Raw genomic sequence first — 22,659 nt, forward strand, 5'->3', positions numbered from 1 at the left:
GCCGTGGCCGACCACATGCGCCTTTCCCTCGACATCATGTCGGTCGACCGCGCCTCGGAAGAACCGATGCATCGTCAGATCTACGGCGCCTTGCGACGCTTCATTCTTGACGGCCAGATCCCGCAGAACACGCTGCTGCCGTCGACGCGCTCGCTGGCCGAAGATCTGAAGGTCGGGCGCAACACGGTCATCGCCGCCTATGACCAGCTCCTTGCCGAAGGTTTTATCGAGGCGCGTGCCGGATCGGGCACCTGGGTGGCGCCGATCCAGCAGAACCGCCCCTTGGCATCCCTGCGCGCCGGACTGGCAGCGCCGCAAAAACTGTCGCGGCGCGGCCAGACCATCGTCAACGGCCCGCAACCGCCGCGCAATGCCGGCGTCATCAATTTCCATCCCGGCGTGCCTGAAACGGCATCGTTTCCGTTCACCATCTGGTCAAGCCTTCTGGTGCGCAATGCACGCAGCCGCGACGAGAGCCTGCTTGGTTATCTCTCCTTTGCCGGCCACCCCGGCCTGCGTCAGGCCATTGCCTCGACCATCGGCCTGTCGCGCGGCATCAGCTGCACCGCCGACCAGGTGATCATCGTCACCGGTGCGCAAGCAGCGCTTGATCTCGTTTCGCGCGTGCTGATGGACGAAGGCGACCATGTCTGGATGGAGGAACCCGGCTATCTCGGCGCCAAAAGCGCCTTTCTCGCCAGCGGCGCCAAGCTGGCACCGTTGAAGGTCGACCGGCGCGGTTGGCATCTTGCCGATCCGGAGCTGCCGCCGCCGCGGCTGATCTATGTGACGCCATCCTGCCAATGGCCGTTCGGCACCATCATGCGCATCGAGGAGCGCCTGCAACTGCTCGACATCGCCGAACGCAACGGCGCCTGGATTATCGAGGATGACTATGACGGTGAATACCGGTTCCGCGGCCGGCCGGTGCCGGCCCTGCGCGGGCTCGACCATGCCGACCGCGTCGTCTATATCGGCAGCTTCGGCAAGACGCTGATTCCGGCGCTGCGCATCGGTTATCTGATCGTGCCGCGCGAATTGTCGGTTCCGTTCGACCGGGCGGTGAGCATCACCGGCCAGTTCGCGCCGCTGATCCTGCAGGCAACGGTCAACGACTTCATCATGCAGGGCTATTTCGCCACGCATCTCAAGCGCATGCGCCGGCTCTATGCGCGCCGGCAGGCGAACTTCGTCAAGCTGTGCCAGGAGCATCTGGCCGAATGGCTGACCGTGGCGGAAAACGATTCCGGCATGCAGCTGCTGGCGAGCTTCGTCAGGCCCTATAAGGACAGCGACGTGGTCGCCGCCGCCCTCAAGGAGGGGCTCGACGTTCAGGGCATCTCCATCAACTACCACTCTACTGAACCCGAGCACGGCCTGCTGCTCGGCTACGCGGCAATGGACGAACGTCAGATCCTGCGCGCCGTGCTGGCGCTGCGCGCCGCGTTCCTAAGATTGGATAGAAGCTAGAGCCGGCTCTCCATCTCGTTCACCGCGGGTTGAATCGGTCGTCCGCAGTGATTAGGAATATGGGACGCCGGTCCTTGTTTTTCGGCGTTCGCGCAAAGCGCGCTTCCCAAGGCCGAACCTCCCCGAAAACCAGAAGCATGCCCACCGCCGGTATGGGCTGGCGGCGCATTCATCTGAACCATGAGGATTGCCATGAGAACCGCATCCTGTGCCTGCGGGCAACTGAGGATCTCCTGTAACGGAGAGCCACAGCTGGTCGCACAGTGCCACTGCCTCGACTGCCAGAAACGGACCGGCAGCACATACGGCGTCGCCTCCTTCTTTGCGCGCGACAAGGTAGAAGCCAGAGGCGACGCCAGGACCTACAGGCGGTCAGCTCGGAGCGGCCACCACGTCACTTTCCATTTCTGCCCGGGCTGCGGCTCGAGCGTCTTCTGGGAGCCCGAGCGAAAGCCTGAATGGATCGCCGTCGCGGTCGGCTGCTTCGCCGATCCCGCCTTTCCGGCCCCGGCGCATGTTGGGTGGGAAGAACGGCGTCATCCCTGGGTTTCCGGTTAGCGACGCCAACCCGCCAGCGCAGCGCTTTACCTTACTGGTTGATCTCGGGTTCAACGAGCTTCGCCAGATTTCGCAGCGACTCCTGCCAGCCGAGATAGCAGGCCTCAACCGGGATGGCGTCTGGGATACCTGCCTGCGTGATATTCACTTCGGTGCCGACCGACACTTTCTTCAATGTCACGGTCACCTCGATCTCGCCGGCCAGGTTGGGGTCGTCGAACCGGTCGGTGTAACGCAGTCGCTCATTGGGCACGAGCTCGACATATTCGCCGCCGAACGAGTGGCTGTCGCCGGTGGTGAAGTTGCGGAAGGACATTTTGAACGCACCGCCGACTTTCGCCTCGAAGTGATGAACCGTGCAGGTGAAGCCGTTCGGCGGAAGCCATTTCGCAAGTGCATCCGCTTCAAGGAACGCGCGGTAGACTTTCTCCGGGCTGGTTGTCAGAACGCGGTGCAGCCGTACGGTGCCGGGCATATCGTTAATCCTCCGTGTTGGTGATCGATGCCCCCTAGGACGAGCGGAGCCCGGCCTATCCGACACGGGCCCGCGGATTTTTTGGCGGCCGGTTATGCCGGCCGGAATCCTCGGCCGGCCACCGGACAAGGAACTCGACCGCAGGGTAGCAAACCGCGCCGGATCTGGTCTAGTTCACACTGTCGAACTTCTGCAGATCAACCGGTGCCGCCTTGCGCAATTCGATATCATCGAGCGAAGCATTCTCCAGCGCCACCCGCGCCGCCGCGTCGATGTTGTGGATAATGTCCTGAATGTCGGTATCGCTGTGCGCCGGGTTCATGGCGACCATCACGGTGCGGTTGAGGATGTCGAGCGAGCGCTTGCCGAGGTCGTCGGGATAATCCAGCCGCAGGCCCTGGTTCTCGGGCAGTGCGTAAGGATTGAGCGCCGGGTGATGCGCCCCTTCATGCATCAGCACCTGGTCCCACTGGGTGAAATTGTGACGGCCGGTCTTGCCGGCAAGGACGCTCGGAATGGTCTTCGAAAAAGTCTGCGCCGCCTGCTCGCTCGGCAGCAGGTACATCACCTGTGCGGCACAATCGTCGTCCGCGCTGTTCATCGGCGACGGCGTCAGCCCAAGATTGCTAAGGTGGTGGGTACCGGCCAGCACCGTCTTCTTCTCGGCTCGCATCGCCTCGATGATGCCGTCCAGCCGGTCGAGTTGGACGTTGAGCATCGCCCCCATCAGTTCGGAAGCACGCGCGCCGATGCCGGCGAAGGGTTTGATGCTGTCGCTTCTGCCCTGCCAGTAGAAATGGCAAGGGTCGATTGCGCAGCGCGCCCGTTCCGCCACTTTCGGGTCGCTGGTGGCGATACCGCCGCCCTCGCCCGAGGTCATGTTCTTGAAGTAGTTGAAGGAATAGGCGCCGGCATGGCCGATCGAGCCGAGCTTGCGGCCCTCATAGCCGCCGCCGATGCCTTGGCAGACATCCTCCAGCACCAGCAAGCCGCGCTTGGCAGCAATGTCCATGATCGCATTCATGTTGCAGGCCGCGCCCCACATATGCACCGGGATGACCGCCCTGGTGCGCGGCCCGATGGCATCGCGCAGGGCGATGGGATCGATGGTCAGGCTCTCGTCGATGTCGACGATGACAGGAATGGCCCCGACCGACAGCACCGCGGTCGCGGTCGCCATATAGGTGTGCGCGGGCACCAGCACTTCGTCCCCCGGGCCGATGCCGAGGCCGATCAGGCCGGCGGCGAGCCCATAGGTGCCGCTGGCGGCCAGCGCGAAATGCTCGACGCCAAGATGCTGCGCATAGCGGGCCTCGAAACGGTCGCATTCGCTGTCCCTGCCGTAACGAAACAGCGCGCCCGAGCGGATCACCCTGGCAATGGCTTCGATTTCCTCTTCGCCGGCGATGTACATGACAGGCCTCCAGTCACTTGATAGTGTGGGTCACTTGATAATGTGGTCGCTTGATGGTGTGGACAGCTGTAGGCTTGTCGGCACGGTTTGAAAGAACCACTCCGCCGCTATTCGACCAAGCCATCTGCGCCGGGAAGACGGTTCCTGTGACTGGTTTTGAACCGTGATTGGGGGAATCGGCAGCTAAGTGTCTCAGCCGGCAGGCAAATTGTACCCATCCGAATTCGCCAAAGTGGCCCTGTCGGAAAGGCAGGTTTCGGCGTTCCATTCCGGCCAGTTGGGCAAACGGTTGGTTCCATGAAATACGGGACACACTTTGGAAGACCCTCGAAACCGGCGTGCCGGCGGAAAGGCGGCCGTTCGTGAACGCCGCCGGCTCCATCAAACGGATCGTACTCCACGAGGACGATGTCGGCATGTGCCACGGCGCCAACAGCGCCTTCCTCGAATTGAGCGGGCTGGGCGTCTGCAGTTCCGGCGCGGTGATGGTGCCATGCCCGTGGTTTCTCGAAATGGCCGAAAGCGCCGCCGCCAACCCTGCCCTCGACCTTGGCGTCCACCTGACGCTGAACAGCGAGAAGCAGCACTACAAATGGCGGCCGTTGACCGCGCCGTCGCGGGCGGCCGGCCTGACCGACGAGTTCGGCTTCTTCTGGCCCGATGTGGCGACCACGCGCCGCAAGGCGGTGCCGCAGGCGGTCGAGGCCGAGCTTCGCGCCCAGATCGACACCGCCTATCGCGCCGGCATCGACGTCACCCATCTCGACGCGCATATGGGAGCGGCATTGTCGCCGGAATTCTGCAACATCTACATCAAGCTCGGGCTCGAATATCAGCTGCCGGTGCTGCTGACCAAGACGCTGTCCGCCTATTCCCCCAACGACAATCTGGTCGGCGTCACCGAGGAGGCGTTCCAGCGCGGCGTGGCGCTGGCCCGTGCCGGCGGCTTTGCCATTTTCGACGCCGCCATCCAGACGACCTGGGGCCGGCCGCGTTCCAGGCCGATCGAGCCGGCTTACAAAGCGCTCATCGACGGTGTGCGCGACGGCCTGACCTTCTTTTGCCTGCATTGCAACGCGCCCGGTGAACTCGAGCTGATCGAGCCGCGCTCCGCCTACATCCGCACCGAAGAGTACGAGCTGTTCCGCGACCAGGGCTTTCGCGACTGGCTCGCCGCACAGCCGATCGACGTCATCGGCATGAAGCCGTTGCGCGAGGAGCTTCGCGCAGCGCTCTCGGCGGGGCGATCATCAACAACAACCCGCGGCAACACCACGGGCGAGCAGCGATTGGCGTCGGCAAAGGCCCGCAAAGCGGCCACCCGATCCGCGACGTGAGCCGATCGTCGCGGCCGGAAAACGGCGCCAGAGGGATTGGAACTGCAACGACAAATGGGAGAATAAGATGAAAACTCTTCTGAAAGTGGCATTGGGCGCCTTCGTTTCGGCGGGCCTGATGACAGGTATTGCGCATGCCGCGGGCCTCAAGGATCCGAAGGACGTCCGCATCACCTTCGTGGTGCATGGGTCGGCGTCCGATCCCTATTGGTCGGTGGTCAAGCGCGGCGTCGATGACGCGGCCGCCCTTACCGGCGCCAAGGTCGAATATTACGCACCGCAGGTCTTCGACGTGGTCGAGCAGGCCCGGCTTCTCGACGCCGCTATCGCCACCAAGCCGGACGGTATCGCCGTCTCCATCGCCGACGCCAATGCGCTCGGCAAATCGGTCAAATCCGGGCTTGCCGCCAATATTCCCATGGTGGTTCTGGATTCCGGCGAAAAGGAAGGCGCCGAGCTCGGCACGACGCTCTATGTCGGCACCGTTTCCGAATATGATTCCGGCAAGAAGGCCGGCGAGCGGCTGGCCAAGGAAGGCACGCTCAAGGTCGTCTGTATCAACCACGAGGTCGGCAATGTCAGCCTCGACCAGCGCTGCCAGGGCCTCAATGACGGGCTGAAGCCCTCCGGCGGCGGCACCGAGGTTCTGGCCGTGGCGCCCGATCCCGCAGACATCCAGCGCCGCACGGAAGCCTATCTGTCCGCGCATCCCGACACGCAGGCCGTCTTTGCGCTCGGCGCCACCGCCGCCAACCCGCTGATCCCGATGTTCCGCGACAAGGAACTGTTCGGCAAGCTCAAGCTCTACACATTCGACATCAGCCCGGAGGTCCTCGACTCTGTCGTCGCCGGCGAAATGGGCTTCGGCATGGATGCCCAGCAATATCTGATGGGCTATCTGCCGGTGATCTATCTGGTCGAGCAAGCGACGCACGGCTTTTGGCCGCAGAACAACGCCTATACCGGACCGCTGTTCATCGACTCGCCGGAAAAAGCCAAGGCGATCCTGGCGCTCGCCAAAGAGGGCATCCGCTAGGCAAGCGCTCCGACGGAACGGGAGAATGCGCCAAGCGCACTCCCGATCCGTTCGAAGATTGCGAATTGAGCGATTGGAGAGCCTAATGGCGGTCGTGGAAGACAAGGCTATATCTCCGGGCGAACTGAAGGCGACCGACCGCTTCGGCATGACGTCGAAGCGGGCCGCCGGCGCCGACGAGCGGCTGGCCAGCACCGGCAAGCTGACCCAGTGGCTGCGCCGGCCGGAAGCCGGTGCCGCCGGTGGGCTGCTTGCGACGATCATCATCTTTGCGCTGCTGCCGGGCGCGGCAAACCTCTATTCGCTGCAGGGATCGATGACCTTCCTGACGCTGTCGGCGGAGCTCGGCATCGTCGCCACCGCGGCAGCACTCCTCATCATCGCCGGCGAGTTCGATCTTTCGGTCGGCTCCATGGTCGGCTTTGCCGGTGTCGTCATCGGCCTGACGGTGAAGTACTGGGGCCTGCCGCTATGGGGCGGCATCGCCTGTGCCTTCGCCGTTGCCATCCTCACCGGCTATCTCAACGGCCTGATCGTGGTGAAGACGCGCCTGCCCTCCTTCATCGTCACGCTCGCCACCCTCTATATCCTGCGCGGACTGTCGATCGGCATCACCCGCGCCGTCACCGGCCGCACGCAGATCCCCTACATACTCGAAGGCGCGCCGGACCCGGCGACGGCCGGCATTTTCAACGGCCATCTGCTCACCGGCCTGTTCCACTGGATGGGCGCTCAAGGCTGGATAGCCACCCGCAGCGACGGCATTCCCTTCGTCGCCGGCATTCCGATGTCGATCGTCTGGTGGCTCGGCCTGACGGCGCTGGCCGGCTACGTGCTTACCCAGACGAAATACGGCAACTGGATCTTCGCCACCGGCGGCGACCTGATCGCAGCCCGCAACGTCGGCGTGCCGGTCGATCGCGTCAAGATCAGCCTGTTCGTCTACACCGCCTGCGCGGCGACGCTGCTTGCCACCATCCAGGTGATGGAGGCGGGCTCCGCCGACACCACGCGCGGCCTGCTCAAGGAATTCGAGGCGATCATCGCCGCCGTCATCGGCGGCGTGCTCCTCACCGGCGGCTACGGCACCGTCTATGGCGTGCTGTTCGGCGCGCTGATCTTCGGGCTGGTGCAGATGGGCATCTTCTACACCGGCATCGACACCGACTGGTTCAAGGTCTTCCTCGGCATCGTCATCCTGATGGCCGTGCTGGTCAACAACTACATCAGGCTGAAGGCGCTCGGCCGCGGAGGTGGCAAATGACCGAGCCGGCCCAAATGACCGAACCGGCCCAAATGACCGAACCCGCGATGGAACTGCGCGGCGTCAGCGTCAATTTCGGCTCGGTGCGCGCCCTCCAGAACATCGACATCAAAGTCTATCCGGGCGAGGTCCACTGCCTGCTCGGCGATAACGGCGCCGGCAAGTCGACGCTGATCAAGGTTTTGTCCGGCGTCTATCGACCGAGCAAGGGCGAAATCCTGGTCGACGGCAAGCCGGTCACCTTCCGCAGCCCGCGCGACGCGCAGGAGCTCGGCGTGGCAACGGTGTTCCAGGACCTCGGCATGATCTCGCTAATGTCGATCACCCGCAACTTCTTCCTCGGCCGCGAGCCGACCAAAAGCAGCCTGCCCTTCTCGCGCATCGACAAGGAGCGCGCCAACACCATCGCCAGGCAGGCGATGGCCGATATCGGCATTGACGTGCGCGATCCGACGCAGGCCGTCGGCACGCTGTCGGGCGGCGAGCGCCAGTCGGTGGCGATCGCCCGCGCCGTGCATTTTGGCGCGCGCGTGCTGATCCTCGACGAGCCGACTTCCGCACTCGGCGTCCACCAGGCGGCGATGGTGCTGAAATTCATCATCGAAGCACGCATGCGGGGCCTGGCCGTGATCTTCATCAGCCACAACATCCACCATGCCTATCCGGTCGGCGACACCTTCACGCTGCTCAACCGCGGCCGCAATCGCGGCACCTATGCCAAGTCGGAGATTTCGCGCGACGAGGTCATCTCGATCATGTCGGGCGGCGAGGATCTGAAGGCGGTCGAGGCGGAGATTGCCGGCCTGCTCGCACAGATCGGCAACCGGTCGCCTGCGGCGCCTTGAGCAGACAATCGGACATTACGGGGAATGATCCAATGAGCAGGTTACGCGTCGGGGTCGTCGGCGCCGGCATGGTCTCGCAGGTCGAGCATATCCCCAATCTGCTGCGCCTCGGTGAATTGTTCGAGCTGGTCGGCGTCGCCGATCCCTCCAGGATTTCGCGGCAGTTCGTCACCGACACCCATGGCATTGCCAATTTCGAAACGATCGACCAGCTCTTCGACCAACGCCTCGACGCGGTGGTCATCGGCTCGCCGGACCCGCTACATCACGAACAGGTGCTGGCGGCGCTGGCGCGCGGCCTGCATGTCTTTTGCGAAAAGCCGCTCTGCTATTCGCTGGCGGAAATCGCCGGGATCATCGCCGCGCGCGATGCCGCCAGGAAAATCGTTCAGGTCGGCTATATGAAGCGCTTTGATCCGAATTACCGGCTGGCGCTCGCTTCGCTGCCTGGAACATCGAGCACGCTGCGCGCGGTCTCGGTGGAGGTAAACGATCCCGACGCCTGGCCGTTCATCGCCCATCAGCCCTACAGGCGCGGTACCGATATCCCAAAAGACATGGTCGCCACTGTCGCCGCCAAGCAGAAGCGCCAGGTCGAAGAGGCCGTCGGCGTGCATCTGACCGATCTCGCTTTCCGTGGATTTACCGGCGCTTACAGCTCGGCCTTGATTCACGATGTCAATGCCGTCCATGGCCTGCTCGATGCGCTCGGCATGCCGGACGGCGAGGTCGTCGGCGCGCAGATCTTTGCCAATGGCGACGGCGGCCACGGCGCCGTCAGGCTGCTGGACGGGCAGGCACTGTGGACCATGACGCATCTCACCGTGCCCAAGCTCGCCGACTACAAGGAGCGGATCACGCTGTTCTTCGACGATGCCAGCCTCGAGCTCGAATTCCCCTCGCCCTGGCTCAACCATCATCCGACCCGGCTGACGGTGACGACCTCGGACGGTCACACGCTGTCGAAGAAAGATTTGCGTGCCGGTTACGCCGAAGCCTTCGTCGAAGAGATGCGTGGCTTCTGGGCAGCGATCGTCAATGGCGATGCGGTCGTCAACCCACCCGAACACGCCGCCCGCGACCAGGCGCTGCTGATCGGGCTGACCCGGCGGCATCTGGCCTCATAAGATCGTCGGCTTTCAGATCTTGGCGGCGCGCAGTTCATCACGCATGCCGCGCATGCCGATCACTTCGATGTCGAACTCGCTGATCCACGCCTTGACGCGCGCCGTCTTGAACAACGCGTATTCCTCGGTCCGCAGATGGGCATCCGGAGGATTGATCGCCTCGAAATCGCCTACCGTGTTGAAATGCAGCGACAGGAAACTCAACCCCTCCGGGATTCTGGCAAACATCGCGTGGTAGGCCGTCTGCGCATCCGTCTTGCGCGCCCAGGGCGTTTCCAGAACGATGTCGAACACCGGTTCGCCTGCCGCTTGCGCCCTTACGATTTCGGCATCGTAGCGGGCAATGTCCAGCTCACCGGCATAGCTCGCCGGGTTGTAGCCCGACAGGTCCTTCACCAGCAGCGCCGGCAGCCGGTATTCCCGACCGAGCTTGCGATAGATGGCGATGAATTCCGGCATCTGCGCCGTGCCCATGTGAGCGTCGAGATGGGTGATGTCGATGCCGGCAGCGATGGCGCATTCGATCTGCGCACGCAGTTCCGCTTCCACCGCATCGGGATGGGCTTTGCGCGCCTGCGGTACGGTCGGCCAGAAATAGCCGAACTCGTCAGTCATCGCAGCCGATTTGGGCGGGTTGGTCAGCGGACGCCAGCGATACGGCTTCTGCTCGCTGGTCAGCGTCAAGTGCACGCCGAGGTCGAAATCGGGATTGGCGACGGCGATCTGAGCGGCTTCCGGGAACCACGGGCATGGCGCCATCACCGAACCGGAACTGCATGTGCCGAACTTCGACAGTTCGAAAAACGCGACATTTGCGCCATGGCTCATGCCGACGTCGTCCTCGTGGATGACGACACGCTTCCTTGCGGTCTTTACGGTCATTTCCTGCTCCTGAACTGCTGCATTGTCATCTCACCCGACACGGGCAACGAGGTCGGTCAATTCGTCGAGCTCGATCTCGTCACGCCGGAACCGGCCCGCCACGCGCCCCTGCGCCAGAACCACCAGATCGTCGGCCACCGAGAGCGCGTGACGGAAATTGTGGGTGATCAGGATGACCGCCTGGCCCTGCTCGCGTGCCCTGAGAATGTGCTCGAGCACCCGGCCTGCCTGACGCACGGCCAGAGCCGACGTAGGCTCATCCAGCACAAGCAGCGACGATCCGAAGAACATGGCTCTTGCGATTGCCAGGGACTGGCGTTCGCCGCCGGAGATGTTGACGCCGCGTTCGTCGAGACCGCGTTCCCAGCGCACCCCGAGCTGATGCAGCGCCGAGCGCGCCATGTCGTCGGCGCGTTTCATATCGAGCCATTTGAACGGCCCGAAACCTTTCAGCGGTTCGCGGCCGAGCACGACATTGCGTGTGACCGACAGCAATTCGCAGACGGCAAGGTCCTGGAACACCGTGGCAATGCCGCGTTCGCGCGCCTGAGCGGGGTTGGCGAAAGCCACCTTCTCGCCGTTGAAGCGCAATTCTCCCCTGTCCGGCGGGAAGACGCCGGACAGGATCTTGATCAAGGTCGATTTGCCGGCGCCGTTGTCGCCGAGCAGCGCCAGGATGCGTCCGGCATAGGCGCTTAGCGACACGTCGACCAGCGCGGTGGTGGCGCCGAACCCTTTCGACAGGTTGACAGCCTCGATCACCGGCACCGCGCCGGCAGCGACCGGCTCGACCGGAGGGCGGCGAAGGGTCAGGTCGTCGGAGCCGCTGCCGGCCGGCAGCCGGGCCCCGCGCTGGGCATCCAGGCCAGACGGCTCGCTCATCGCGTCTTCTCCTTCGCCAGGCTGCCGGCGGGCCGTATCTCCGCCGGTGCGGCGTTGCCGGCAATCGCCGCGTCGGCAGCACTGCTGTCGCGCTTGAAGCCGCCCATCGGCCTGGATTTGGCGATGCGGCGCGCCACCGAGGTATTGAGGATGACCGCGCCGACGACAATGACGCCGGTGAGCGTGCGGAAGAAATGGCCGGGAGCGCCTGCCAGCACCAGGCCGACCTGGATCATGCCGAAGGTGACGGCTCCGAGAATGGTGCCGATGACGCTGCCGTAGCCGCCGGCCAGCAGCGTCCCGCCGATAACTGTAACGGCTACCGCCTGCAGTTCGATGCCCTCGCCGCGCAATGCGTCGACGGAGGAAAAGCGGGCAACCTGGATGACGCCGGCGATGGCTGCTAGCGCGGATGTGATCATGAACAGGATGACGGTGACGCGGTCCACCGGTACGCCGAGATTGCGCGCCGCCTGTTCGTTTTGGCCACGTGCCTGGATCCAGTTGCCGAACCTGGTGCGCGCCAGCAGGAAGGTGCCTGCCAGCCCGATTGCCAGGAACCACAGCATCGACATACGAAAGCCGGCAAGCAGCGGACCCGCCATTATGGCCTTGAATCCAGGCGGAATGGCGACCGTCATCGGAAAGCCGCCGGTCAGCGCGATCAGTATGCCGCGCCAGATCAGCATGGTGCCGAGCGTCACGACGAAGGAATGGATGCGGAACCTGACCACGATCATGCCGTTGGCCCAGCCAAGCGCGGCTCCGACGGCCACCGCGACCGGCGCGGCGACGATCGGTGGCAGGCCGAAGTCGCGCATCAGCACCACGCAGACGAACGAGGTGAGTCCGAGCACCGCGCCCACCGACAAGTCGAAGTGACCGCCGATCATCAGCAGCGTGACGCCGACGCTGACGATACCGAGTTCGGCCGCGACGGCCATGATGCTGATGTAGGACAGCCTGGTGGGGAAAAGCTGCGGGCTGAGCGCGGTGAAGACCAGGAACAGGATGACGACGGCCGCGATCGACGTCGCCTCCGGCCGCAGCATCAGCCGTCTCAGCGCCTCGCCGGCGACCACACGGGAGGAAGGCTTGTTGGCCGCATTCGGCCCGGGCTGTTCGTTCATGCCGTCACCCCGATACAAGAGTGGCCACGAAGATGGCGAACGGGCGGCTTGGCCGCCCGTCCTGGACGCGTGCTAGGTTTTTGCTGTCGTCCAAAAACCACTGATGGACTTTTGGGCGGCGTGCATCAGCGATAGCCCTCCTTCACCAATGCCGAGACGCGCTCCACATTGTCCTTGTCGACGACCGTCGGACCGGTCAGGAAGTAGTTACCTTCGATCAGGCCGTATTTCAGGTAGTGGGTCAGGAGCAGCACAGGCATGTAGCCGCGCCAGAACTGCTGCTGGTCGATGGTGAACGCCTGCCGGCCATCCTTTATCGCATCGAGCGATTGCGCGACGATGTCGTAGCCGGTGAGCACCAGGTCGTCCCGGCCGCTGTCTGCCTTGGCGGAGAGGAAACCGTCGATCACGTCGCATGTGCTCGTGGCTGCGGCCGTATCGGGGTGCACGCGCAGGTAATTTGACAGCGCTTCCGCCTGCTGGCCCGGATCCATGGTCAGTTCGAGGAAGTCGGCCTCGATGCCGGCCTTCTTGAGCTCATCGATCTGCGACGTCGCCCTGAGCTGGCAGCTCGCGTCGCCCGGCTGTTGATTGGCGACCACGACGCGGCCCTTGACGCCCATCGAGACCAGTCGCTGCGCCGTCAACTTGCCCGCCGCCGCTTCATCAGATCCGGTGCGGAACAGGAAGAAATCGTTGGGATCGCGCACTTGCGAGCCGGACGGCGGCGCGGCGGCGCTGCCGAAGGCAATGCCGGCTTCCTTGGCGCGCGCGGCGACATCGGCATAGGACGAATCCTCGGCGAAGGCGCAGATGGCGATGCCGTTGGCCTGGGCGGCGATCGCCTCCTCGATCTTCTGCACCTGGTTTGGAATGGTAAGCTGATCCGGGAAAATATAGGTGACCTTCACGCCGAGGTTTTTGCCGGCCTCCTCGGCGCCGCGTGCCAGATAGCCATGAAAGCCCGTCGGTGCGGCACAGCCGACAAAGTAGATCGAGATATCCTTGTCCTGCGCCATGGCCGCTGCGCCGAAGACCGGCAGCAAGGCCACCGCCGAAATGGCGACAACCCGGCTGACGTGGAAGCCAATTTTCGATAGCCCATTTTTCATGCTCATGCCGATTTCCCCTATGCTTGTTGTTAAGGTCGACCCAAGCGACTTGCGCATCTGGAAGCTAATCGGCAGCCGGTTCGTCAAACAGACCCATTTCGTATCGATTGACGGGAACCATTCGTGCCGAAACCTCGCCGGCAAACATTGGTCAAGCGCGCACCATCGGCGGCCGCACCGACACAATCCGACTGTTTGAATGTGTGGCGGCGGCTACCTGGACTTGATGACGCTGTCGGTATTGGCCAGCAGCTTGCGCACCGCATTGCGCGCCGCGTCCGGCCGCTGCAGGCGGATGCTCTTCTCGATTGCCTCATGCAGCCTCTGCGCATGCTGCAAATCGTCGAGTTCCCGCGTGGTATAAGCAAATAGATGATCGAATGCCGATTCGATCAGCACGCCGAGCGGCACCAGCAGATCGTTGCCCGAGGCCCGCAGGATGGCGAGATGAAAACGCGTGTCGGCGCGCGTCCGCTCCTGCAGGTTGGTCGCCTCACCCATCTCGCGGCAGGCCTGGCTGATCTCGGCCATCTGCTCGTCGGTGCGCCGCATCGCGGCAAAAGCGCTTGCCTCCGGCTCGATGATGTGGCGGAACTCCTGCACGGTCCTGAGGAACACCTCGCGGTCCGGCGAGGTCGCGTACCAGGCCAGCACGTCGCGATCGAGCAGGTTCCAGCGTTCCTTCGGCTCGACCCAGCTGCCGATTTTGGGACGTGACGACAGCAGGCTCTTCGCCATCAGCATTTTTATGGCCTCGCGCACCGCCGAGCGGCTGACGTCGAAAGTCTCGGACCATTTGGCTTCGTTGGGCAGGATGGTTCCCGGCGGATAGTCGCCGCGCACGATCCTCAGCCCGATTTCGTTGGCTAGCGACGCATGCACGCTCGACCCCGGTATGCGCGCCGCATCGACCCGGCGAATACCGCTCGTGCGTTCGGCGAACGCCTCGGCCGCTGTCTTTCCCTTATTCGGCTTCGCGTCCTGCATAGCTCCACAAAGTCCGGATTTGAAGGCGTGTCAAGGAGATGAAATCGACGGCAATATCTCAGTTTGATTTTCCGCATCCGTCGCCTCGCCGACACCGCGCTTTGCCGAGCGTTCACGCCGGGGAGGCACCAACGGCTTCTCTTTGTCCCGACTGAATTCCTCGATCAGGAAATCAAGGAAGACGCGGATTTTCGGGGCGAGATGCTGCCGCGCCGGATAGACCGCGTAGAGCGTGGTTTCGACCTTGTCCCAGTCATCCAGAGCCGATTGCAGCCGGCCTGCTTTCAGGTCGCTCTCGACATAGGGATAAGGGATCAGGCTGACGCCGAAGCCGGCACGCAACGCATCGCGCACGGCAAGGCTTGACGAGACCGTATATCGTCCGTCGATGGCGATCCGCTCGGCGCGGCCGTCCTTGCGGAACTCCCATATGTCCGCATGCCCCGAGAGGCTGAACCGGATGCAATTGGCCGCCTTCAAATCGGCAGGCGTCTTGGGCCGGCCATGCTCCTCGAAATAAGACGGAGCTGCGCAAAGCACGTGCGGCATAACCGCAAGCTTTCGGGCGACCAGGCTGGAATCCTCGAGATTGTCGCTGCCGCGAATGGCCAGGTCAAATCCCTCCCGCACGATATCGACGCGCCTGTCGTCAAGATGCAGATCGAGTTTCAAATCGGGATAGCGCGATAGAAACGCGGGGATGGCAGCCGAAAGCCGCGTCAACGTGACAGTCATCGGCGCGCTGACCCGCAACGTGCCGCTCGGCGCCGTCTTGATCGGGCCGAGCACCTGGTCGGCCCTGGCCAGCGCATCGAGCCCCTGCGTGACATGCTCCAGGTAGATCCTGCCCTCTTCGGTCAGCGCCATGCGCCGCGTTGTCCGGTTGATGAGCCGCACCCCCAGATGCGCCTCCAGTTCGGCGATGTTCTTGCTGACCGCGGGAGCCGAGAGACCGAGCCGCCGTCCGGCTTCGGCAAAGCTGTTCAGTTCCGCCACCTGGCGGAAAACCTGCAACGCCGTCAGGCGATCCATCGCACCATTCTCTTCCAGTAAATAATGTCTTGCAATTGTTGCATATTATCGCTCCTTGGTAAATTCTCTATCTGCTTCCCGAACGACTTTCTCAGTTTCGGAATGACATGATGACCAACCCCGCAATTGCCCTTATCGAGCGGCGCATGTCGGCCAATCGGTTCGATGCCTCGCACGAATTGACGGACGCCGAGATCGAGGAGCTGGCACGTCTCGCAACGCGCGCGCCAAGCGCCTACAACCTTCAGAATTGGCGGTTCATCGCGGTGCGGACGCCGGAAGCAAAGGCACGATTGCGCAGCCTCGCCCATGGCCAGGCCAAGGTGCAGGAGGCAGCCGTCACCTTCATCATCTGCGGCGTACTGCCCGACCACGCTGCCCTCAATGCCAGGCTCCGTCCGTTCGTCGAAGCCGGCTTCATGCCGGCGGATATGGCTTCGTGCTGGCGGGAGGGCGCCCGCACCCAATATGCCGATCCTCTAGCGGCCCGCGACGAAGCCGTGCGCTCGGCAACGCTTGGCGCTGCAACGCTGATTTTCGCGGCCGAAGCGCTGGGCCTCGTCTCCGGTCCGATGGCCGGCTTCGATGCCGAAGGCGTGGCCCGCGAGTTTGGCCTTGCGCGCAATGAAGTGCCGGTGATGCTCATCGCGGTCGGCCGCGCCGCGCCCGGAAACTGGCCGCAAAAGCCGCGCCGCCCTCTTGCCGAAGTTCTGGAAATCTTATGAAAACGCACCGTTCCGATCTGCTGCTTACAGCCATCGCACCCGCGATATGGGGCAGCACCTATATCGTGACCACGCAGTTCCTGCTGAACTTCTCGCCGATGACGGTCGCAATGCTGCGAGCCCTGCCCGCCGGATTGCTGCTGCTGGCGATCGTTCGGCAACTGCCGATGGGCATCTGGTGGCTGCGCAGTTTCGTCCTCGGAGCCCTCAACATCTCGATCTTCCTGAGCATGTTGTTTGTCGCCGCCTACCGGCTTCCGGGCGGGGTCGCGGCGACCGTGCTGTCGGTCCAGCCATTGATTGTGATTTTCCTCGCTGCTGCCCTGCTTGCCAGCCCTGTCCGCCGGTTGGCGATCCTCGCCGCCCTTGTCGGGATCGCCGGTGTTGCATTGCTGGTGCTGACCCCGAACGCGACGCTCGATGCGGTCGGCGTTGCCGCCGGCCTCGCCGGGGCGGCCTCAATGGCCTTCGGAAGCGTGTTGAGCCGCAAGTGGCAGCCGCCAGCATCGCTGCTCGCCTTTACGGCATGGCAACTGACCGCCGGTGGTCTCCTTCTCGTTCCGGTGGTCCTGCTTTTCGAACCACCCATCCCGTTCCCGACCGCGGCCAACCTGCTTGGACTGGTGTGGCTCGGCCTGATCGGTGCGGCGCTGACTTATGTCCTCTGGTTCCGGGGCATTGCGCGACTCGAATCTTCGGTGGTGTCATCGCTGCTTTTCCTCAGCCCGGTGACCGCCGTGCTGCTTGGATGGGTATTCCTGGATCAGACACTGACCTTGCCTCAAATCGCCGGCGTCGTTTTCGTCATCGGCAGCATCTGGCTGGCTCAACGCCCTAGCCGCAACGAGGCTTGAGCCTGGGCGGGAGTGGGTCAGTTTGAAAATTCGATCAAGACGGATGGCCGAAGACGGTTAAAATAAGCTCAACCGCACCGAAGCTGCAGAAGAACACAACAGCACCATATGCAATCACCCGGCGCGGTATCAGGAAGCGCGCTGACCAAAATCCAGCACGAAGCCTTGCGTCTCGCTTCCCCAGTCGTTCGCCCCATGGAAGGTTCTGCTCATCGATTGACCCATAGAAATCGGTGCGCAGAATTATGCTTAGGAGTGCGACGAACATGGCTGCGAAACTCAGGGCCAAGACAACGACACATGCTGTTATTGGAATGAACAAGTGAGGATTGTTCGCCCACTCGTACTTCAAATGTCCTCACTCCCTGCTTTTTGGCCGCGAACCATAGGCTTCTCTGCCTCTTTGGCTTGGATCAGCGCAACGATATCACTGATTTCCCAAAGCTTGCCAGTGACGCCAGCGGCCGGTAGTGTCTCAGTTTGAAATTTGACGAATGCAATCTGCATTTCCCATATCGGGCTGAGCTCCTGTATGCTTACCGGAAAGCATGGGAGCAATCGTGAGCGATCACAATCAAGACGCATTGGAAGGTTGGACGTTTACCTCTGGCGAGATCTCAGCTGGCATGTACCGATTTAGCGGTCGCCATTATGACGGACGCTCGGTTGAACGGCAGGGCCCGGACTATGAGGCTATAAAGGCCGACTGCATGAATGATGCCCGGACACTTGGGAAGCCAGCCTATGCCAACCGGTCCTAGAGGCCAGAAGCGCCCCGCCGATGTGATCGGCAACGCAGTCCATGTCATGCGCATTGCGACAGGCGAGGAAGCCGACGAAGTGATTGACGACGGCAAAGACCCCGCTGCAGCTGACGGAGGGTCTGCCGATGCCACAACGCCCTTATGATGAGCGGCTGCTCCGTCAGGCGTTCGAAGTCGCGCGCAAGGCCCGCGATGCTGGCGACCATCCCTTTGGTTCGCTGCTCGCCGACAAGGACGGCAATGTGTTGCGCGAGCAGCCCAACGCTTACAAAGCCGGCGGCGGCGACCGCACCGCTCATGCCGAAAGGCTGCTGGCCTCGTGGGCGGGGATGAATTTCAGTCTCGAAAAGCTCGCCTCCTGCACACTCTACACTTCGGCCGAACCTTGCGCGATGTGCTCCGGGACAATCTATTGGGCGGGCATCGGACGGGTCGTCTTTGGGCAGAGCGAACACGACCTCAAGCGGTTGACGGGCGCACATGTCGAGAATCCCACGCTCGACCTGCCCTGCAGGATCGTCTTCGAAGCCGGGCAGCGTCCGACTGAAGTCGTCGGCCCGCTGCTTGCCGATGAAGCGGCGCAACTCCAGGCCGAATTCTGGAAGGACAAGTAGGGTCAGGACTCGTTGATTCAGAGGCAGAAGCGACTGCCGAGGTGGACTACGACCTAGCGTCCGGACCCACAAGGGAGATGGCGTTGGCAGCGGTTTTCGTGATTCACGGTCTCCAAAGGGAGACCAATGACGAATCGCGATACTGGCTATGCGAGCCCGCCGATCATTCACAACGCCTTCCTCATCCGCAACAGTGGCACGCCCGCTCCGCCTCTGTTGTCGACGACTTCTTCAACCGCCTCAAAGCCGCAGGCCCGATAGAGCGGTTCGCCGGCCCTCGTTCCCATAAGCTCGACACTTGTGAAGCCCTCGCCGCGGGCAGCGTCCTCGCACAGCGTGAGGATTAGACGCCCCACGCCTCGGCGGATGAAGCTGGGATGCGTATACATGGCACGCACGCGCGCAGCGTCTTTCGTCGGGTCAAGCAGAGCTGCATCGCGCCCGGGTGAACGGTCGCCGCCGTAGAGGGTTGCGCGCCGACTCCATCCGCCGCAACCGGCCAAGACGCCATTCTGCTCCACAATGAAATATGTTCCATCATCAACGAGTTGCGTATCGAGCCCCATGATTGCTCGGCTCGAAGCGATCTGCTCCTCGGTGAGGAACGGCTTCTGAAGCTCGCCGATGGCTGCATTCATCAGCACAGCCAGCGTCGGCATATCGGCACGTGTCGCCAACCGATGGTCCAGGCTGATCCTCGGCATTCTTCCGCAGGTCCAGTGCAATCCGCTTTGAAGTTAGCACAAGATCGTCATGATGATGGGACAAACCTAAGGCACGGCCGGGGATAGTGTCTCAGTTTGAAATTTAGGCCTTTGCCAAAAGGTCGCGCAAACTTGCTCGCTCAGCATCGTTCAGTTGACCGATGGCCAGCCGCTGATTCCGTATATAGTCGGGAGGAACGAAGAATTCCGAGCACCAAATAAGGCGCTTAACGTTGCCGCCATTTAGTCCGAAAGCAGTCGGCTTGTGTAGCCCAATTTCGGTTGCGCGGGCCTTGGTTGCGATCGGGAAGTGGAGCCTTTTCCCTATCTTTTGCAAATCGGTGCCATAGCAAACTAGCACACTGCCAAATCGTGTGTTCGTTTGAGGGTCCTCGTGGATATCGCTCCCAAGGACAAGTGAAGGACGCGACCACGGCCCAGGTTGACCTGGTCGCTCACGAATAGGAAATCTGCACCAAACAATGTTGCCTGGGTCTGGCAGCGTGTCGATTTGAAGGAACGTCCACCCCATAAGGGGTGGCTATCACAAGCGCTTAGAGGAAACTACTCTGCTGCGCGCAATGAGTGCATCCGCTTCTGGATCAGACGCAGCTAACTCCGCATCGGTGAGCGCGCTGTAATCAGCGTAATACTCGCCAATCCGGTAAACCTCAGGAGTGGGTTCACCTCTGGGGCTGATGACCGGCTGACTCGGACTGCGCGATGCGCGTCCCCAACTCGCGACCGAGTGGAGGATGCGTTCTAAAACGGCAACCATCGCATGCTCCCTAGGGGCTTTGTTCCTTTTAGGCCACGGCGGTTAATGCGCCATTACCTTGCTGTGGTCTAGCCACCCAGCCCAACTCACCCGCGCCCCTGTAGTTCCAAATATTGGCATGAAGGTGACGGGAGCGCTAGAGCCTAGATAGGTCAACGATGCCGACTTAGCAAGATAGTCCGGTTAGGCGATTCGCTTCTGATACGGCCCATGCTTGCCCGGCTTAGGCGCAACGGCGTCCATCATCCCGCAAAGATCGTCCATTCCGGCAGGCCAGAAGAGCGACATCGCCTCCACAGCGGACTTGATCAAGGATTTTGCCCGAGGGTGCCATGGTGCTCGCCGACAAGGGCTATGATGCCAACCCATTGCGCACCGCCATCGCGTCTGCTGCGCCCGTCAGCTCGTCTTGACGTATTTCCGCCAGCTGTGCTCCGGCCGGAAGCCGAGCATGTCGCGCGCCTTGCGGTTGGAGAGCAGCGTCTCGTATTCGCCAAGGTCGCCCTTGACCGGCACATCGGGATAAAACCGCTTCAGCAGTTCGGCTGTCGGCAGATCGGACGAGGTGTCGTCGTTGGCGGCGTTGAACACCTGATAACCGAGCCCGTCCTTCTCGATGGCGCGCAGCGTGATCTGGCCGAGGTCGCGCGCGTCGATATAGCTCCAGGCGATGCGCTTGCGGAAACCTGGATCGGCGAACCATTTCGGAAACAGCGAATATTCATGCGGCTCGATGACGTTGCCGATGCGCAAGGCATAGATGTCGGAGCCATCGCGTTGTGCAAACGCCCGCGCGGTCTTCTCGTTGACGACCTTGGACAGCGCGTAGCTGTCCATCGGATCGACGTCGTACTCCTCGTCGAGCGGAAAATGCGTCGGATCGCGCGGTTCGTTGGCGAAGACCAGGCCGTAGGTCGTCTCGCTGGATGCGATCACCACCTTGCGGATACCGAGCTTCACCGCGGCCTCGATGACATTGTAGGTGCCGAGCGCGTTGATGCGGAACACCTCGTTGTCGGGCGTGATCATGATGCGCGGGATCGCCGCGAAATGCACCACGGCATCGACCGGCTGCGAACGCAGCGACGGATCGAATTCATGAAGGCCGATATAGCTCGACAGCGCGTTGAACACCTGCCCGCTGTCGGTGATGTCGGTGATCAGCGTGCGCACCTTGGGATTGTCGAGCGGCTTGGTGTCGATGTTGAGCACCTGGCAGCCCTGCTCGACCAGATACTGCACGACGTGGCGCCCGGCCTTGCCGCTGCCGCCGGTGAACATGATCCGCTTCGTCATTTTGCTCTCCCTGGAATTCACGTGTATTGTCAGACAATATCGAACTCTGCAATCGCCTGCCACGGCATGCGGCAAAAACCCGCTTCAACAATTCGCCGGCAAGCTGCAGCGCCGTCATCCATCACTGCAAATAGGACGAAACGACATGAACACTACCGCCGCGAGCGAAAAGATCGGCTTCATCGGGCTGGGCCTGATGGGGCACGGCATAGCGAAGAACATCGTCGACAAGGGCTATCCGTTGACGTTTCTCGGCCGCAAGAACCGCGCACCGGCGGAAGACCTGCTCGGCCGCGGCGCCAAGGAAGCGGCGACCTCGCGCGACGTCGCCGCGGCATCCGATATCGTCTTCATCTGCGTCACCGGCTCGCGCGAGGTCGAAGCCATCATCCGCGGCCCAGACGGCCTCAAGGAAGGCCTGAACCCGGGATCGGTCGCCGTCGACTGCTCGACCTCGGATCCTGTCTCAACGGTGGCGCTGGCCGCCGAACTCAAGGCGCTCGGCGTCGATTATGTCGATGCCCCGCTCAGCCGCACGCCGAAGGAAGCGTGGGAAGGCACGCTCGATGCCATGGTCGGCGCCCCCGATGCGGTCTTTGCCCGGCTGAAGCCGGTGCTCGAAACCTGGGCTGGGCGCATCGTCCATATCGGCGATACCGGTGACGGCCATCGCATGAAGCTGCTCAACAATTTCATCTCGCTCGGCTACGCCGCGATCTATTCCGAGGCGCTGGCGCTGGCGCAGAAGGTCGGCATCTCGCCGCCGCGCTTCGACAGCGTCATCCGCAACGGCCGCATGGATTGCGGCTTCTACCAGACCTTCATGCGCTGGACGCTGGAAGGCGACCGCGACGCGCACAAATTCACCATCGCCAACGCCTTCAAGGATCTCACCTATCTCGAGTCCATGGCGGGTGCTGCCGGCATCGCCAACCCGCTCGGCAACGCCACCAAGAACGCCTTCGCCGGCGCCTTTGCCACCGGCCCCGCCGATCAGTACGTGCCGATGCTGGCGACGCATATCGGCAAGGTCAACGGCGTCGACCTGATGCCGACCAGGGATGGCAAGAAGCAGACGATCTGAGAACGTTGGGATTAACGCCTGGGAGTGTCGCAACTGCAAACGTTCGCTGCCGACCAGCTACATCCGCCAATCTCCAACGCTGGCGATTAGCATATGACACCACACCTTCGTCATCCCAGGGCGGAGCAGGAGCGAAGCGACGTCGCGCAGACCCTGGGATCCAGCTGAAAAACACTCTTGGACGTATCCATGCCAATACGGATAAGGTGTTCCACGGACGGCTCCCTTGTTTGAGATCTCAACGAACTCATTCTGGCACATCCGATGCCGTCGGGCGCCGTCCACCCCA

22 protein-coding genes are annotated in these 22,659 nt (G+C 62.6%); 11 read left to right on the top strand and 11 right to left on the bottom strand.

The genetic code is table 11. The annotated features are described in order from the left end of the window. Positions 1-3 precede the first annotated feature (3 nt). Both mocR and NKI72_RS18105 read left to right on the top strand, forming a co-directional pair. Entirely contained in the window at positions 4-1,470 is a 1,467-nt protein-coding gene (gene mocR, locus NKI72_RS18100; RefSeq protein ID WP_352542449.1) for a rhizopine catabolism transcriptional regulator MocR, read from the top strand. Positions 1,471-1,662: 192 nt separating this feature from the next. After that, positions 1,663-2,028: a GFA family protein gene (locus NKI72_RS18105; RefSeq protein ID WP_352850449.1), complete on the top strand. Its 366-nt coding sequence runs from the start codon at positions 1,663-1,665 to the stop codon at positions 2,026-2,028. Between the two features lie 31 nt (positions 2,029-2,059). Here the strand turns inward: NKI72_RS18105 and NKI72_RS18110 are convergent, their stop codons facing one another. Further along, positions 2,060-2,503, bottom strand: a complete 444-nt coding sequence (locus NKI72_RS18110) for an SRPBCC family protein (RefSeq protein ID WP_352542451.1) — start codon at positions 2,501-2,503, stop codon at positions 2,060-2,062. Positions 2,504-2,672: 169 nt separating this feature from the next. Next, positions 2,673-3,917 (bottom strand): DegT/DnrJ/EryC1/StrS family aminotransferase, encoded by a 1,245-nt coding sequence (locus tag NKI72_RS18115; protein WP_352850451.1) that lies wholly within the window; start codon positions 3,915-3,917, stop codon positions 2,673-2,675. Between the two features lie 362 nt (positions 3,918-4,279). Between NKI72_RS18115 and NKI72_RS18120 the strand changes: the two genes are divergently transcribed. From NKI72_RS18120 to NKI72_RS18140, 5 genes are all read left to right on the top strand, one after another. After that, positions 4,280-5,254, top strand: coding sequence for a polysaccharide deacetylase family protein (locus tag NKI72_RS18120; RefSeq protein ID WP_352850452.1), 975 nt, complete (start codon positions 4,280-4,282; stop codon positions 5,252-5,254). A 67-nt stretch (positions 5,255-5,321) separates the two neighbouring features. Further along, positions 5,322-6,290 (top strand): rhizopine catabolism ABC transporter substrate-binding protein, encoded by a 969-nt coding sequence (locus NKI72_RS18125; protein WP_023675817.1) that lies wholly within the window; start codon positions 5,322-5,324, stop codon positions 6,288-6,290. A 148-nt stretch (positions 6,291-6,438) separates the two neighbouring features. Continuing rightward, a complete protein-coding gene (locus tag NKI72_RS18130) occupies positions 6,439-7,554 on the top strand; it encodes an ABC transporter permease (RefSeq protein WP_352456268.1) in 1,116 nt (371 codons plus the stop codon). Positions 7,555-7,586: 32 nt separating this feature from the next. Beyond that, positions 7,587-8,399 carry an ATP-binding cassette domain-containing protein gene (locus tag NKI72_RS18135; RefSeq protein WP_352850473.1) on the top strand — a complete coding sequence of 271 codons (813 nt, stop codon included), beginning with the start codon at positions 7,587-7,589 and terminating at the stop codon, positions 8,397-8,399. A gap of 32 nt (positions 8,400-8,431) precedes the next feature. Next, a complete protein-coding gene (locus NKI72_RS18140) occupies positions 8,432-9,526 on the top strand; it encodes a Gfo/Idh/MocA family protein (RefSeq protein WP_352850454.1) in 1,095 nt (364 codons plus the stop codon). Positions 9,527-9,538: 12 nt separating this feature from the next. Here NKI72_RS18140 and NKI72_RS18145 read toward each other — a convergent pair whose 3' ends face one another. From NKI72_RS18145 to NKI72_RS18170, 6 genes are all read right to left on the bottom strand, one after another. Continuing rightward, positions 9,539-10,408, bottom strand: coding sequence for a polysaccharide deacetylase family protein (locus NKI72_RS18145; protein WP_352771351.1), 870 nt, complete (start codon positions 10,406-10,408; stop codon positions 9,539-9,541). 30 nt (positions 10,409-10,438) lie between these two features. Next, complete coding sequence (locus NKI72_RS18150) at positions 10,439-11,290, bottom strand: ATP-binding cassette domain-containing protein (protein ID WP_352542457.1); 852 nt, start codon at positions 11,288-11,290, stop codon at positions 10,439-10,441. Further along, positions 11,287-12,420, bottom strand: coding sequence for an ABC transporter permease (locus tag NKI72_RS18155; RefSeq protein ID WP_352850456.1), 1,134 nt, complete (start codon positions 12,418-12,420; stop codon positions 11,287-11,289). Before NKI72_RS18155 ends, NKI72_RS18150 begins: the two co-directional genes overlap by 4 nt. Positions 12,421-12,545: 125 nt before the next feature. After that, on the bottom strand, positions 12,546-13,538 hold the full coding sequence (locus NKI72_RS18160; RefSeq protein ID WP_352542459.1) for a substrate-binding domain-containing protein: 993 nt from the start codon (positions 13,536-13,538) through the stop codon (positions 12,546-12,548). Between the two features lie 207 nt (positions 13,539-13,745). Further along, positions 13,746-14,519, bottom strand: coding sequence for a FadR/GntR family transcriptional regulator (locus NKI72_RS18165; protein WP_352850458.1), 774 nt, complete (start codon positions 14,517-14,519; stop codon positions 13,746-13,748). A gap of 30 nt (positions 14,520-14,549) precedes the next feature. After that, positions 14,550-15,551, bottom strand: coding sequence for a LysR family transcriptional regulator (locus tag NKI72_RS18170; protein WP_352850460.1), 1,002 nt, complete (start codon positions 15,549-15,551; stop codon positions 14,550-14,552). A gap of 110 nt (positions 15,552-15,661) precedes the next feature. Here NKI72_RS18170 and NKI72_RS18175 point away from each other — a divergent pair, with 110 nt between their 5' ends. Then, entirely contained in the window at positions 15,662-16,276 is a 615-nt protein-coding gene (locus NKI72_RS18175) for a nitroreductase family protein (protein WP_352850462.1), read from the top strand. After that, positions 16,273-17,130, top strand: a complete 858-nt coding sequence (locus tag NKI72_RS18180) for an EamA family transporter (RefSeq protein WP_352850464.1) — start codon at positions 16,273-16,275, stop codon at positions 17,128-17,130. The genes NKI72_RS18175 and NKI72_RS18180 overlap by 4 nt, the downstream gene beginning before the upstream one ends. 348 nt (positions 17,131-17,478) lie before the next feature. Here the strand turns inward: NKI72_RS18180 and NKI72_RS18185 are convergent, their stop codons facing one another. Continuing rightward, positions 17,479-17,637 carry a hypothetical protein gene (locus NKI72_RS18185; protein WP_352850466.1) on the bottom strand — a complete coding sequence of 53 codons (159 nt, stop codon included), beginning with the start codon at positions 17,635-17,637 and terminating at the stop codon, positions 17,479-17,481. Positions 17,638-18,019: 382 nt separating this feature from the next. Between NKI72_RS18185 and NKI72_RS18190 the strand changes: the two genes are divergently transcribed. After that, on the top strand, positions 18,020-18,508 hold the full coding sequence (locus tag NKI72_RS18190; RefSeq protein ID WP_352850467.1) for a nucleoside deaminase: 489 nt from the start codon (positions 18,020-18,022) through the stop codon (positions 18,506-18,508). A gap of 167 nt (positions 18,509-18,675) precedes the next feature. Here NKI72_RS18190 and NKI72_RS18195 read toward each other — a convergent pair whose 3' ends face one another. Together NKI72_RS18195 and NKI72_RS18200 are read right to left on the bottom strand one after the other, a co-directional pair. Then, positions 18,676-19,167 (bottom strand): GNAT family N-acetyltransferase, encoded by a 492-nt coding sequence (locus NKI72_RS18195; protein ID WP_352850468.1) that lies wholly within the window; start codon positions 19,165-19,167, stop codon positions 18,676-18,678. Positions 19,168-20,389: 1,222 nt separating this feature from the next. Beyond that, positions 20,390-21,286: an NAD-dependent epimerase/dehydratase family protein gene (locus NKI72_RS18200; RefSeq protein ID WP_352850469.1), complete on the bottom strand. Its 897-nt coding sequence runs from the start codon at positions 21,284-21,286 to the stop codon at positions 20,390-20,392. A 145-nt stretch (positions 21,287-21,431) separates the two neighbouring features. Between NKI72_RS18200 and NKI72_RS18205 the strand changes: the two genes are divergently transcribed. Continuing rightward, positions 21,432-22,370 carry an NAD(P)-dependent oxidoreductase gene (locus NKI72_RS18205; protein ID WP_352850471.1) on the top strand — a complete coding sequence of 313 codons (939 nt, stop codon included), beginning with the start codon at positions 21,432-21,434 and terminating at the stop codon, positions 22,368-22,370. The last annotated feature ends 289 nt before the right edge of the window (positions 22,371-22,659 follow it).

Source organism: Mesorhizobium sp. M0437, assembly GCF_040321335.1.
Taxonomy (GTDB): domain Bacteria; phylum Pseudomonadota; class Alphaproteobacteria; order Rhizobiales; family Rhizobiaceae; genus Mesorhizobium.

Excerpts from the sequence above, each read along its gene's own strand:
- NKI72_RS18130 (WP_352456268.1), top strand. The coding sequence starts at position 6,439 with ATGACGTCGAAGCGGGCCGCCGGCGCCGACGAGCGGCTGGCCAGCACC.
- NKI72_RS18145 (WP_352771351.1), bottom strand. The coding sequence starts at position 10,408 with ATGACCGTAAAGACCGCAAGGAAGCGTGTCGTCATCCACGAGGACGAC.
- NKI72_RS18125 (WP_023675817.1), top strand. The coding sequence starts at position 5,322 with ATGAAAACTCTTCTGAAAGTGGCATTGGGCGCCTTCGTTTCGGCGGGC.
- NKI72_RS18140 (WP_352850454.1), top strand. The coding sequence starts at position 8,432 with ATGAGCAGGTTACGCGTCGGGGTCGTCGGCGCCGGCATGGTCTCGCAG.
- NKI72_RS18150 (WP_352542457.1), bottom strand. The coding sequence starts at position 11,290 with ATGAGCGAGCCGTCTGGCCTGGATGCCCAGCGCGGGGCCCGGCTGCCG.
- NKI72_RS18110 (WP_352542451.1), bottom strand. The coding sequence starts at position 2,503 with ATGCCCGGCACCGTACGGCTGCACCGCGTTCTGACAACCAGCCCGGAG.
- NKI72_RS18200 (WP_352850469.1), bottom strand. The coding sequence starts at position 21,286 with ATGACGAAGCGGATCATGTTCACCGGCGGCAGCGGCAAGGCCGGGCGC.
- NKI72_RS18195 (WP_352850468.1), bottom strand. The coding sequence starts at position 19,167 with ATGCCGACGCTGGCTGTGCTGATGAATGCAGCCATCGGCGAGCTTCAG.
- NKI72_RS18175 (WP_352850462.1), top strand. The coding sequence starts at position 15,662 with ATGACCAACCCCGCAATTGCCCTTATCGAGCGGCGCATGTCGGCCAAT.
- NKI72_RS18135 (WP_352850473.1), top strand. The coding sequence starts at position 7,587 with ATGACCGAACCCGCGATGGAACTGCGCGGCGTCAGCGTCAATTTCGGC.
- NKI72_RS18105 (WP_352850449.1), top strand. The coding sequence starts at position 1,663 with ATGAGAACCGCATCCTGTGCCTGCGGGCAACTGAGGATCTCCTGTAAC.
- NKI72_RS18155 (WP_352850456.1), bottom strand. The coding sequence starts at position 12,420 with ATGAACGAACAGCCCGGGCCGAATGCGGCCAACAAGCCTTCCTCCCGT.
- NKI72_RS18115 (WP_352850451.1), bottom strand. The coding sequence starts at position 3,917 with ATGTACATCGCCGGCGAAGAGGAAATCGAAGCCATTGCCAGGGTGATC.
- NKI72_RS18185 (WP_352850466.1), bottom strand. The coding sequence starts at position 17,637 with ATGCAGATTGCATTCGTCAAATTTCAAACTGAGACACTACCGGCCGCT.
- NKI72_RS18205 (WP_352850471.1), top strand. The coding sequence starts at position 21,432 with ATGAACACTACCGCCGCGAGCGAAAAGATCGGCTTCATCGGGCTGGGC.
- NKI72_RS18160 (WP_352542459.1), bottom strand. The coding sequence starts at position 13,538 with ATGAGCATGAAAAATGGGCTATCGAAAATTGGCTTCCACGTCAGCCGG.
- NKI72_RS18170 (WP_352850460.1), bottom strand. The coding sequence starts at position 15,551 with ATGGATCGCCTGACGGCGTTGCAGGTTTTCCGCCAGGTGGCGGAACTG.
- NKI72_RS18180 (WP_352850464.1), top strand. The coding sequence starts at position 16,273 with ATGAAAACGCACCGTTCCGATCTGCTGCTTACAGCCATCGCACCCGCG.
- NKI72_RS18165 (WP_352850458.1), bottom strand. The coding sequence starts at position 14,519 with ATGCAGGACGCGAAGCCGAATAAGGGAAAGACAGCGGCCGAGGCGTTC.
- NKI72_RS18190 (WP_352850467.1), top strand. The coding sequence starts at position 18,020 with ATGCCACAACGCCCTTATGATGAGCGGCTGCTCCGTCAGGCGTTCGAA.